Consider the following 12261-nt stretch of genomic DNA (forward strand, 5'->3'; position numbering starts at 1 on the left):
CGAGCGATACGCGCAACATCGTCATGATGCATCCCCGGTCTGGCTGACTTCTGGCATAGGTAGCGGACTGTCAATGCCGAGTGCATGGTGTTCGCGACGCGCAAGCGTGGGCAGCAGTGCCGATATCGAACGGAAGGCCGAGGCGAGATATTCCGGTGGAGCAAAGAGACGCAGGATCTCCGGCACCGGCTCGGACTCCGGCAATGACCCAAGGTCGCTCTCCCGGAGAGGACCAAATGCATGGTCCAACTGCTGTGCACCCGAGAGCAGCGCTTCGATGGAATCATGGCCCGCATGGTGAAGCGGTGAATCGACGGGCAAACCGGGCTCGCCTTGCACGTACCGATCGGACCACTCCGATGAGGATTCCCAATCAGCCCCTGACACGGGCTCAAGGGGGTTGTCCAGTGCCAGATAGTACTGTCTATGCAAACTGGAGATCAGATCGTCCGGGGCAACATTTTCAGACACCTGGGGCACTGCGCCCTTCTCCAGCGCTGGACGTGAGCCGATAAGACCAAAGATGGCCGCACTGCCTCGCAGATCGTCTTCTTGTTGCTTTTCATCAAACATCGCAAGCGGATCACAATTCACCTCCGGCATGCCCGTATCTTGCCGGCCAAGGACATGCTCGGCAGCGAACACTTTAGGTTCAACGCGCGTCGTGGGCAATTCGCGACGGTGAAGCATCCGGAAGAAGTGCATGAGACGGCGATCTGAATCCGCTTGAAGAGGCTGCATTTTAAACACAACGAACTATAATTCGTCTACTTTATACTACGATCTCATCAGCATTGCATACCAATTGCTTACAAACTCAATCACGCCGATAAAAATAGTCATGAATAATGGCTCGGCATCCGAAGCATATCGCGCACAGATCAGCGAATCGGGATTTTTCAATCAATATTAAGACTTTTCTGATATTCAGCGATTTGATTGAACAACCGCGCCTAAAAAAATAGACGACAAATGCATGAACTTGAAAAGTTAGTACGCCCTCTGCATTCCTAACGTTGACGAGTATGGACATCTGCAATTAAAGTACTGCGCTTCGGGCCCGTGTGCTCCCACAGCGGCGAAGCACACCAAGAAAGAAGATAACGACAATCCTGGAAGAACCACATGGCGATTTCCCGTCATTCCCTGTTCAGAAAACTGGGAGTCACGTTGTTCAGGAGTGCAGAATCTGCAACGGCGTACTGCAAACTCAGAGGCAACCCCTACGTCGAACTCGTGCACTGGCTGCATCAGCTCATGCAGCAGCCTGATTCCGACCTGCATCGTGTGCTGCGTCATTGCGGAATTGATCAGGACACGCTGGATCGCGACATGGCACGCGCACTTGCGGGGTTACCGGCAGGGGCCAGTTCCATCATCGATTTTTCACATCATGTCGATCACTCCATCGAGCGCGCCTGGCTCATCACGTCGCTCGACAGAAACGAACGGCGTATTCGCGGCGCCTGGTTGCTGGCCGCCCTTCTGACGACACCCGAACTGCGGCGTGTGCTGATGTCCATTTCACCGGACTTCGCCAAGATTCCCGTAGACGGATTGAGCGATGTGTTGCCGGCGTGGATTGACGGCTCGCCTGAAGCCGGTGAAGTCCCGCACGACGATAGCGACTACTCTCTTGCTCTTCCGGGAGAAGCCTCCCAGGCGATGCCGGGCGCGTCGAAAGGCTCGACGCTCGAGCAGTACTGCACCGACCTGACGGCATGTGCGCGTGCTGGCGAGATCGATCCCGTGGTGGGGCGCGAACTCGAAATCCGCACGATGATCGACGTGCTGCTGCGACGTCGCCAGAACAATCCGCTGCTCACGGGTGAGGCCGGCGTTGGCAAGACCGCCGTGGTGGAAGGGCTCGCACTGGCGATTGCCAACGGTGAAGTGCCGCCCAAACTCGCCAGCGTGAGACTGCTCAGCCTCGACGTCGGCGCGCTCCTCGCTGGCGCCAGCATGAAGGGCGAGTTCGAGGCGCGCCTGAAAGGCATACTCGAAGCGGCTGCAAAGTCGCCGGTTTCGGTGATTCTTTTCGTTGACGAAATCCATACGCTGATCGGTGCCGGTGGTCAGGCAGGAACGGGGGACGCTGCCAACCTGCTCAAGCCGGCGCTTGCGCGCGGTACGATTCGCACCATCGGCGCGACAACGTGGGCCGAGTACAAGCGACATATCGAGAAGGATCCAGCGCTCACCCGCCGCTTCCAGGTCCTCCAGGTTACGGAACCGGAGGAAGTGGCCGCTATCGACATGGTGCGCGGCCTTGCGCAAACGTTCGCGCAACATCATGGTGTTGTCGTTCTCGACGAGGCGATCCGCGCGGCGGTGAAGCTTTCGCATCGCTATATTCCCTCACGGCAGTTGCCGGACAAGGCGATCAGCCTGCTCGATACGGCCTGCGCTCGCGTGGCACTCTCACAGCACACGCCACCGCGTGAACTGCAAAACCTCTCCGAACGTCTACGCGCTGCTACCGTGGAACGCGACCTGCTCCAGCAAGAAGCACTCATCGGTCTGGATGCGGATCGAGCCATCGCCTCGGCGAACTCGCGCATTGAAGTCCTGACACGCGACATCGCCGTTGTCGAAGGACATTGGCGCGCCCAGCTCGACGCCATGCAGGCGCTCGCGAGCGCGCGTGAGGCAGTTCTCGCCGGCGACCAGGAGACGGCGGGTTCCTCGCGCGACTCATTGTGGCACCTCGAGGCCCGGCTTGCAGATCTGCGGGGCGACACACCCTACGTGTTCCCGGAGGTCGACGAAGCCATCGTCGCGGAGATCGTGTCTGACTGGACTGGTGTTCCGGTAGGCCGCATGGTGACTGACGAGATCACGGCCGTTCGCACGCTGCCCGCAACGCTCGAGGTACGGGTCATCGGTCAGCCTGATGCGCTGCACCAGATCGGCGAGCGCGTGCAGACCGCGCGTGCCGGCCTCACGGATCCGAAGAAGCCCCTTGGGGTGTTCCTGCTTGCGGGCCCGTCTGGCATTGGCAAGACCGAGACGGCACTGGCCCTGGTCGAAGCGCTGTATGGCGGCGAACAGAACCTGATTACTGTCAACATGAGCGAGTATCAGGAGGCCCACACCGTCTCGGGCCTCAAGGGCGCGCCACCGGGCTATGTCGGCTACGGCGAGGGCGGTGTGCTCACCGAAGCTGTGCGCCGCCGCCCCTACTCGGTGGTGCTGCTCGATGAAATCGAAAAGGCGCATCGCGACGTCCACGAGATGTTCTTCCAGGTGTTCGACAAGGGCTACATGGAAGATCCGAGCCTGCCGTGTCTTCCTCGAAGTCGAATTCGTCAACCGGATTGGTCTTTGCGCCGTACGGCAGGCGCGCGAGGAACCGCGGCATCGCAAGACCGATGTAGCGTGCGTCCTCGGTGTTGCGCAGCGAGTTCCACGGGGCATATTCGAGGTTCTGGGTGAAGATCTTCGTGAGGTCGCGCGGATTGGCGAGCTCCTGCCACGATTCCATCTGCAGCACGGCGGGCGATGCGCCCGAGATGAACGGCGTGTGAGCGGCGGCCGAGATCTTGGCGATCGACCCGAGCAGATCGACGTCCGGCGGGGTGTGGTCGAAGTAGTAGTCCGCGACGAGGCAGCCGTACGGCTCGCCACCGAGCTGACCATACTCTTCTTCGTAGATCTGCTTGAAGAGCGGGCTCTGGTCCCACGCGAGGCCCTTGTAGCGCTTCATCGTACGGCGCAGCTCGTCCTTCGAGATATCCATGAAACGAATCTTCAGGCGCTCATCCGTTTCCGTGTTGGAGACGAGGTGATGCAGGCCACGCCAGGCCGATTCCAGCTTCTGGTAATCGTCGTGGTGCAGGATCAGGTTGATCTGCTCGGAGAGCTTGTGATCGATCTGCGCGATGATGGCCGCGATGCTCTTGTACGCATCGTCGCTGATGGTGGCCGATTGCCGGAGCGCTTGCTCGGCGAGCGTCTGGACGGCGAGCTCGACGGCTTCGCGGGCCTGCTCGGTCTTCGGTCGGAATTCCTGATTGAGCAGTTGCGTAAAGTCCGAACCGGTTGTAACGCCGGCAACCGCTGTCTGTGCTTGCTGTTTTGCCATGACTTGTCTCTAAAGGTATCCTGTCGATCAGTTCGCGTTGCCGGCTTCAGCGGCATCGTCTGCCACCTGCGGCTTCGGTGCAGCAGCCAGCGATTTCAGAAGCGACGGGTCCTGGAGAAGCTGGTTCACGAGCGATTCCGCGCCCGACTTGCCGTCCATGTACGTCTGCAGGTTCGCGAGCTGTGTGCGCGCGAGAAGCAGTTGTCGCAGCGGCTCGACCTTGCTGGCGATGGCCGCGGGCGAGAAGTCCTCGATGCTTTCGAAGGTCATGTCGACCATCATCTGGCCTTCGTCCGTGAGCGTGTTCGGCACGGCAAACGCGACGCGCGGCCGGATGGCTTTCATGCGCTCATCAAAATTGTCGATATCAATATCGAGGAAGCGGCGGTCTGCCACGGCCGGCAGCGGCTCGACCGGTTTGCCCGACAGATCGGCGAGCACGCCCATCACGAACGGAAGTTCGACCTTCTTTTCGGAACCGTAGACCTCGACGTCATACTCGATCTGCACACGCGGCGCGCGGTTGCGTGCAATGAACTTCTGCGAACTGGTGGAAGACATGGGGGGAAACTCCCGTGAGCGGTGGTGGGTGTGGTAAAGGGGTGGTAGGGGCGGCAGCGTCAGAGAGCCTGTCCGACGAGGGATTCCTCGGCGTCAGCGTTGACGCCATCGGTCAGTCTGCCCTGCGTCGTAGCCGGGAACCGGAAGATGAGCGCAGTGGCCGGCGGAGCGTCACGATCGCCCAAGACAATATCGATGCTTGAAAGTGGCTGCTTCGACGAGAACGCATCGAGCCACAAGGTCGAAAGGCGCGGCAGGACGTGCTGCTCGATAAAGCCGATCAGCACGCGGGCGCCTGTTTCTTGCACGAGGCATCGACCGACGATGTAATCGACGACAGGCTCGTCGTAGGTTAGTGTGATCTGATGCGTTTCAGCCATGCGGTGCACGACGCGATCCAGGTGCAGGCACACAATGCGCGCGAGTGACAGGCTGGCCAGTGGCCGGTATGGGACAACGGTGACGCGACCGAGGAACGCGGCCGGGAAAACCTTGAGCAGTTCGGGGGCGAGCGCATCGCGCAGGCCTTCGGCATCCGGCGCAAGCGCGGGGTCCGCGCACAGACTCGCCGTCAGCTCCGAGCCCACGTTGCTGGTAAGAAGAATCGTGGTGTTGCGGAAGTCGATATACCGCCCGTCACCGTCGCCTTCTCGTTGCTTGTGCTCTTGCCGGATTTCATGACGGCTCATGCGCATCTTTTTCGCGAATGCGCGACGGACGATGACCTGGTCGATCAGCGCGAACACGAGAGCGGCCGCTAGCAGCGTGGTGATCAGTTTTAGACCGTGGTGGAGCAAAGCCGTCCCCAAGGCCGAGGCAGACAGAGGCGCATGAACGGCGCTTTTGACGATCGCAGCGACGGAGCGCCAGATGATTACGCCATACACAACCATCTTGATGCAGGCCTTCACGGCCTCGATCAAGGTCTGCACGGAAAAGACACGCTTGAATCCCTCGGCGGGGTTCAGGCGAGCCATGTCCGCCTTCAGCGCGGCAGGGGCGAACAAGAGTCCCGTCTGCAGAACAGAACCGACGACGGCGGCGCCGACCGCTATGGCGATCAGCGGCGCGATGGCGGCCGCCGTCCGTGTGACGAGTGATCCGAACAACGACAGGACGGCCTGGCTGTCGATCACAAGATAGGCCGCCTGTTGAAGCGCGCGCGCGTCGAGCGCCGAGATCTGCCCGACAAGCTGATCGCCGCGGATCCAAAGATAACCCGCGCAAGCAGCGAGACTCACGACCATGCCTGCATCGGCGCTGCGGGGAACCATTCCCTTCTTTCGTGCCTGGTCGAGCTTGTATGCGGTCGCTTGCTCGGACTTGTTCTGCTCGTCTGCGGACACCTTGTTACTCCAGCGACGCGGCGAAGCGCAGGGCGTAGTCGAGCAGGCGCAAGGTGGCTGACGCCACGAGTCCCACCGACAAGGATGCGACGCTCAAAGTGACGATCGTCTTGACTTGCAGTCCGAGCATGAGCGCGTTCATTTGCGGCAGAGCGCGCGCGAGAAAGGCAATCGCGATGTCCACCAGAAACAGCATCAGGATCGTCGCGCAGGCGAGCGCACTGAAGGCGAGCGGCGAAATTCTCTGTGTCCATGAATGTGCGACCGGCGCTTTGATGACGACAGAAGTGTCGTCATTCTGCCCCTGCACGATGCCGAGCCGAGCGTCGATGGCCTGTCGGAGCCGGAGCTTCGCTTCACTGCCGTCGAGCGCGAGTCGTCCCGTGAAACCGAGGTCCAGCACCGCGCCGAAGATCGCGAGCAGGGGACGCACGGGCCTCGGGTCTCGCAGCCGCTCCTGGATTCGCCGCACGAGGTCCTCGCCGGCATCGTTGGTTTTGAATTCATCCAGTTGCAGCGGTTGGCGTTCCCAGTCGTCGCGGTCGTCGCCTTTGAAGCTGTTTAAAGCCGCCTCGTCGAGCAGCGCGCATTGGGCGTAGCGCGCGTCCTCGATCACGTCCGGCGGATATCGCTTTGCTTTCAGTTCCGCGGTCAGGGCCATGATCTGGGCTTTGCACGTCACTTTCAGATCAGTTGCGGACTTCTCTTTGCTGTCGTCAGCAAGATCCGCCACCATAAGCGCCGTACCGCGTAGCGCCACGGGTAGCAGATCCGCATCGAGGTTCGATGTCATGTTTCTCACGTCGGCAATACCGCATAGAGTTCGAGCGAGACATCGGGGATCGAGGCCGGCACGTAGAACTGGCAGGCGCGTGCATCGATCATGCGTTTGAATGCCGGGTGCGATGCGTCGAGCGCGAAATATTGATTCTCGATGCGCACCGGAATCGCCGCGGGCAGACGGGACATCGGCTTGATCGGAATGCCGGAGAGCGCCGAATTGACGATCTGCTCGACTTCATCGGGCGCGCCCGCCTTGCACAGACGCGGGAACTGCTCGATGAGCGCGTGTGCGGGCAGCGCGGCTTGCACGGAGAGGTAATAGTCGGCGTTCTCGACGAGCCGTTCGTCGTTGATCTGGCCGGTCCACACGGTGCCACGCAGACGTTCGAGCGCGATCGGCACCACGCGCGACGGGATCACGGTATCGAGCAGATTTCGGATCAGCGACTCCAGTTCCGCGAAGACGGGGTCCGGCGCGCGGTGATCGTATGGCGGAAGCGCCTGCAGCGTTTCGGTGGTGGAGAAAGTCAGAAGCGACCCCGCCAGACGCGAGAGCAGCACATAGAGCCGCTCCGGATGTTGATTCGGCGCCTGAACCAGCCGTGCGAGTTCCGGCCAGGAGGAGTTCACGCTGTGCAGCAGCCAGAAGAGCGATACGTCGGCCACTGCGTAGTCGGCGATCTGATCCGAACGCTCGCGTCGGCGCACCGCGAGGCTAGCGCTCTTGGCGCTCAGGATTTCCGAGAGACGCTTCATGCGCGCGGTCAGTATCGCATTGGCCGAGAGAAACAGGCACGGCGGCACGAATGCGGCGTCCAGCTCGAACTGTCCTTGCGCATTGCGGACGAACCGCGCGACCGGGCATGTCACATAGTCACCGCTCGCCTCGAATTCGAACAGCAGCGCGACGGCATTCCGTTCGACGCTGATTTCTTCCTTCCCTTCGCCGTACAGATCGGCGACGTGCAGGTATTCGTCCTCTCGACAGGTTGAACGCGTTTATTGCCTGAACTTGGGCATTGCGAAAGATCAGGAATGCGGATAAATAAACTCGTTTAGGAATTTTATGCCTTATGGCGCAAGGCGTTATGCGATAAGGTACGGTCCCAAAGTAGACGCATCTGTGAAACGCTGCTCGATCAGGCTCCGCGGATGAACTTCTATCGCTTCTGCGAACTGATCGAACTCGCCGCGCCCGATGCCGCGCCGATCGGCACCGTCGATTCGCCGGGTACGGAGCCGGTGCGCTTTCGTTCGCGCGGACGACTCGGTTTTCCGGGCCGCGAAACCGACCGTGTCGAATACGACGACGACAACCCGGATGCGCCGCCGACCGTGCGCACGACCTTTCTCGGCCTGTACGGCGTGGATGCGCGCATGCCGTCGTACTTCGTCGATGAAGTCGCGCAGAACCGCGACGGCGCGGAGCCGCTGGCGGCGTTCCTGGACCCCGGTGACGATCAGCGTGCGAAGCAATCTGCTCGCCCTGGAGGGCGCCGATCCGAAGCCGGTTCGACATGAAGCGCCGCAGCAGTCCACGCCGAACTCCGGCGCTTCGATGGCCTCGGCGGCATCGAGCGTTTCGGGCGCGGCCGCCGCAGGCAAGGCGGCCGCGCAAAACGTCAGCACCGCCGCCGATACGCTCACGAGCGCCAAGGCGAGCGCAAACGCGCTCTCGAAAAGCGCCGCTGGGCTGCTGTCTCATTGACCACACCATCTTTATCAACCGAGCTTGAATACATGAAGAATTATCTTTCCCTCACCGTCTGCGCGCTCTCCGTATCCTTGCTGGCGGCCTGTGCCGCCGGTCCGAACCGCGATCAGGAAGTCGCGTTGAATCAGCAAGTCGGCATCGAGGTGACGCAGACCAGGCAGGGTGTGCAGGTGCGCTTGCCCGATCGCGTGCTGTTCGATTTCGACAAGTCGGCCCTGCGCAGCGATTCCACTCCGGCGATCCAGCGCGCGGTCGTACTGCTCAATCGCAGCAAGAAATCGGTGATTGTCGAGGGACATACCGATAACACCGGCACGCACGAGTACAACCAGGCGCTGTCCGAAGAGCGTGCGCAGACCGTGGCGAGCGCGTTGGAGCTGCGCGGCATCGCGGCCTCCCGCGTCACGGCCAAGGGATTCGCCTACGATCGCCCGGCGGCGAACAACGACACGCCGCAGGGTCAGGCGCAGAACCGCCGTACGGAAATCGTCGTGGTCGGCGAGTCGCTCGATGCGATCATGGGCAAGCCGGCAAAGCGCTGATAACAAGCACTGCAGCGACCATGTGCGAGGCCGCCGCCGCAGGCGGGTGGCGCCTCGCCGAGACCGGAAGCGGTCGAAAGACCTCGGTCAGGCCGCACACGCGTTATATTTCTCCATACATTCCGTCAAATATAAATAATAAAAATCTTTTGCTTTCGTGGATGGATTTTCTGTTCCAACATGAGATGACTATGAAAAGCACATGGAGCGAGACATGGAAAGCGACACGGACCTGAAGCGCTACGAATTGCTGATCAACGGGGAGTTCGTTCCGCCGAGTGGCGGCGAATACTCGACGAACCTCGATCCGTCCACCGAAAATCCGATCGCTTACGTGGCACAAGGTACGTCCGCGGATGTCGATCGCGCGGTGCAGGCCGCGCGCGCCGCGCTCAAACCGTGGAACGCGATCCGTGCCGCCGAGCGCGGCCGAATCCTGATGAAGCTCGCCGATCTGCTGCGCGAAAACCAGGCAGAACTCGCGGCGCTCGAAAGCCTCGATGCGGGCAAGCCGATCGCCGGCGTGCAGCGCCAGGACGTGCCCGCCGCCATCGATACACTCGCCTACTACGCGGGCTGGTGCGACAAGATCAACGGTCAGGTCGTGCCCGCGCGCCCCGACGCGTTGACCTATACGGTGCGCGAGCCGGTCGGCGTCGTCGCGGCGATCGTCCCTTGGAATTTCCCGTTGATGATCGGCATGTGGAAGATCGCGCCCGCGCTTGCGTGCGGCTGCACGCTGATCGTGAAGCCGGCCGAGATCACGCCGCTCTCCGCGCTGATGGTCGGACGGCTCGCGCTGGAAGCAGGCGTGCCGCCGGGCGTGCTCAATATTGTCACCGGCAAGGGCGCGGTCGTCGGCGATTCGCTCGTCGCGCATCCGGGCGTCGACAAGGTGACGTTTACCGGCTCGCCATCTGTCGGACGCGGCATCCTGCAAGGCGCGGCGGGCAATTTCAAGCGTGTCACGCTGGAACTCGGCGGCAAGTCGGCCAATGTGATTTTCGCGGACGCGAATATCGATGGCGCCGTGCGCGCGGCGGCCTCCGGCATTTTCTTCAACGCCGGTCAGGTCTGCTCGGCGGGTTCGCGCATTCTCGCCCAGCGCGCCGTTTATGACGAAGTCGTCGAGCGCCTCGCGCAACGCGCGCAGACGATCAAGCTCGGCGACCCGTCGAAGCCCGATACCAATATGGGCCCGCTCATCTCCGCCAAGCAGATGAAAAGCGTGCTGGATTATGTAGACATCGGCAGAGGCGAGGGCGCGGCGCTCGTGACGGGCGGCAAGCGTTCGGGCGAGCGCGGCTATTTCGTCGAGCCGACGGTGTTCGCGAACGTCGGGCACGAGATGCGCATCTCGCAGGAAGAGATCTTCGGGCCGGTCGCGAGCGTGATTCCCTTCGAAGACGAAGCCGATGCGCTGCGCATCGCCAATGGCACCGCGTACAGTCTCGCCGCGGGCGTCTGGAGCGCGGATATCGGCCGCGTGCATCGGATGGCCGCGGAACTGAAGGCCGGAACGGTCTGGGTCAATACCTACGGATTCACGGACGTGCGGCTGCCGTGGGGCGGCGGCGGCGACTCGGGTTTCGGCCGCGAACATGGCGATGCCGCCATCGAAAATTTCACCGAGCCAAAGGCGGTCTGGGTCGCCCTGACGCCCTGACGCCGAAGCCGCCGCGGGCAATCGCGGTGGATTGAGTGCGTCGCCTGAACGCAAAAGAGCGGTCCGGAGTTCTTCCGGACCGCCCGTACCGACAAGGAAAAATCCTCAGGCGAGCGCCGTTTCCTGGTTGCGCGCTCGCCAAAGCCGCGCCCGCTGCGTGCTGTCTTCGTACTGAACCGTGTTCTGCCGGCACGCTTCGATCGTCGAATTCTTACGCTCGACGATCACCTGGCAGAGAAACTCCGCGCTGTACGCCTTCAAGAGGTGCGGAGAATGGGATTCGATGTACAGCGCGATCTTGCCGTAATCGCTATCCGCCGACGCGAGCGCGCGATAGGTTTGCGCATCCCAGCGGAACATCAGGTCGAGTTCTTCGAACGCGGTATTGAACGCGCAGACTTGCGCCTGAACTTCGCGGTCGTCGTTGAACGTTGCATGGATCATGATCGTCTCCTGGATGGCCGTAGGGCATGAATGCAGGATAGGGAAGCCGATCCATATACGATAGTTAAAGTTTTTTCGTTTAATTATTCAGAAAGCGTTATGCATTCGGCTTGCCCGTCTTGGCGACGATTTGCGTGATCGCCTCGATCTGCGCGGCGCCTTCCTCGATCAGAAACTGCTTGAACGCGAGCGCCACCGGCGGCAGGCGCTTGTTGTTCCGATGCACGACGAACCAGTTCAGCATCACGGGAAAGCCTTCGATATCCAGCACCGCCAGTTTTCCCATCTGCAATTCCATGCTGATCGTGTGCGCGGACAGAAAGCTCAGACCCATGCCGGCGATGACGGCCTGCTTGATCGTTTCAGTGCTGGTGATCTCCATCGCGACATTCAGGTTCGAGAGGCGCCCGGCGAATCCTTCTTCCATCGAATTCCAGGTGTCCGAGCCGCGCTCGCGGACGATGAACGGTTCATCGGCCAGCGCTTCGAGCGGCATGTTCCTGCGGCCCACCAGCGGATGATCCGGCGGCGCGACGATCACATACGGATGGGGCGCGAAGGAAACGTTGACCGTATCCATATCGCGCGGCGGCCGCACCATGACGGCGAGATCGGTGAGATTGTCGGAAAGCTGACGCAGCAGCTCTTCGCGATTGTGCACCGCGAGATTGAGCCTGACATCGGTGTTGCGCTGCGTGAAAGCGGCGAGCAAGCGGGGAAAGAAGTAGTCGCCCGCACTGATTACCGCGACGTTGAGCGTACCTCCGGCAATACCCTTGAGCCGCGCCATCGCATCGTCGGCCTCGCGGAACTGCTCCAGGATCGCCCGGCTGTAATGGAGCATTTCATTTCCGGCAGGCGTCAGGTAGATTTTCTTGCCCAACTGCTCGAAAAGCGGCAGACCGGCATGCTCCTCCAGTTGCTTCACCTGCGTCGAAACCGCCGGCTGCGTAAGGTAGAGCTCCTCGGCTGCGCGAGAAAAACTCAATCGACGGGCAACGGTTTCGAAGATCTTCAACTGACGCAGAGTGGCGTTGCGCAGCACGGCAAATCCTTCATCCATTAACGATAGCTAATTTATACAATAATTTTTTCTAACTTTCCTTAATCGTTTTTCTCCC

At 61.1% G+C, this 12261-nt stretch carries 8 protein-coding genes and 6 pseudogenes; 5 read left to right on the plus strand and 9 right to left on the minus strand.

Translation table 11 applies throughout. The features are described from left to right. Window positions 1-21 precede the first annotated feature (21 nt). The gene (locus U4Y90_RS04880) at window positions 22-741 is read right to left on the minus strand and encodes a TagK domain-containing protein (protein WP_321792814.1); all 720 of its coding nucleotides are present in this window, start codon (window positions 739-741) and stop codon (window positions 22-24) included. A gap of 384 nt (window positions 742-1125) precedes the next feature. On the opposite strand from U4Y90_RS04880, the pseudogene tssH reads away from it, so the two are divergent. Further along, a pseudogene (gene tssH / locus U4Y90_RS04885) lies at window positions 1126-3273 on the plus strand (type VI secretion system ATPase TssH); the annotation flags it as partial. Here the strand turns inward: tssH and tssC are convergent. The 6 genes and pseudogenes from tssC to tssK form a co-directional block, all read right to left on the minus strand. Further along, window positions 3272-4084 (minus strand): annotated as a pseudogene (gene tssC, locus U4Y90_RS04890) (type VI secretion system contractile sheath large subunit); the annotation flags it as partial. The pseudogenes tssH and tssC sit on opposite strands and share 2 nt — an antisense overlap. 27 nt (window positions 4085-4111) lie before the next feature. After that, entirely contained in the window at window positions 4112-4645 is a 534-nt protein-coding gene (tssB, locus tag U4Y90_RS04895) for a type VI secretion system contractile sheath small subunit (RefSeq protein WP_321792816.1), read from the minus strand. Between the two features lie 59 nt (window positions 4646-4704). After that, window positions 4705-5289 (minus strand): annotated as a pseudogene (locus U4Y90_RS04900) (type VI secretion system ATPase TssH); the annotation flags it as partial. 9 nt (window positions 5290-5298) lie between these two features. Further along, window positions 5299-5991: pseudogene (locus U4Y90_RS04905) on the minus strand (EscU/YscU/HrcU family type III secretion system export apparatus switch protein); the annotation flags it as partial. A gap of 4 nt (window positions 5992-5995) precedes the next feature. Beyond that, on the minus strand, window positions 5996-6784 hold the full coding sequence (locus U4Y90_RS04910) for a DotU/TssL family secretion system protein (RefSeq protein WP_321792817.1): 789 nt from the start codon (window positions 6782-6784) through the stop codon (window positions 5996-5998). A gap of 5 nt (window positions 6785-6789) precedes the next feature. Next, window positions 6790-7749, minus strand: a pseudogene (tssK, locus tag U4Y90_RS04915) (type VI secretion system baseplate subunit TssK); the annotation flags it as partial. Between the two features lie 177 nt (window positions 7750-7926). Here tssK and U4Y90_RS04920 point away from each other — a divergent pair. The 4 genes and pseudogenes from U4Y90_RS04920 to U4Y90_RS04935 all read left to right on the plus strand — a co-directional run. Beyond that, window positions 7927-8223 (plus strand): annotated as a pseudogene (locus U4Y90_RS04920) (type VI secretion system baseplate subunit TssG); the annotation flags it as partial. A gap of 109 nt (window positions 8224-8332) precedes the next feature. Then, complete coding sequence (locus tag U4Y90_RS04925; RefSeq protein WP_321792819.1) at window positions 8333-8482, plus strand: hypothetical protein; 150 nt, start codon at window positions 8333-8335, stop codon at window positions 8480-8482. Window positions 8483-8514: 32 nt separating this feature from the next. Beyond that, window positions 8515-9030, plus strand: a complete 516-nt coding sequence (locus tag U4Y90_RS04930) for an OmpA family protein (protein WP_321792821.1) — start codon at window positions 8515-8517, stop codon at window positions 9028-9030. Window positions 9031-9244: 214 nt separating this feature from the next. After that, a complete protein-coding gene (locus U4Y90_RS04935; protein ID WP_321792823.1) occupies window positions 9245-10696 on the plus strand; it encodes an aldehyde dehydrogenase family protein in 1452 nt (483 codons plus the stop codon). Between the two features lie 105 nt (window positions 10697-10801). On the opposite strand, the gene U4Y90_RS04940 is transcribed toward U4Y90_RS04935, so the two are convergent. Both U4Y90_RS04940 and U4Y90_RS04945 read right to left on the minus strand, forming a co-directional pair. After that, window positions 10802-11140 (minus strand): hypothetical protein, encoded by a 339-nt coding sequence (locus U4Y90_RS04940; RefSeq protein ID WP_321792825.1) that lies wholly within the window; start codon window positions 11138-11140, stop codon window positions 10802-10804. A 97-nt stretch (window positions 11141-11237) separates the two neighbouring features. Continuing rightward, on the minus strand, window positions 11238-12182 hold the full coding sequence (locus tag U4Y90_RS04945) for a LysR family transcriptional regulator (RefSeq protein ID WP_321793428.1): 945 nt from the start codon (window positions 12180-12182) through the stop codon (window positions 11238-11240). Window positions 12183-12261: the final 79 nt, after the last annotated feature.

Origin of the sequence: Caballeronia sp. J97, assembly GCF_905220305.1 — a bacterium.
Classification (GTDB): domain Bacteria; phylum Pseudomonadota; class Gammaproteobacteria; order Burkholderiales; family Burkholderiaceae; genus Caballeronia.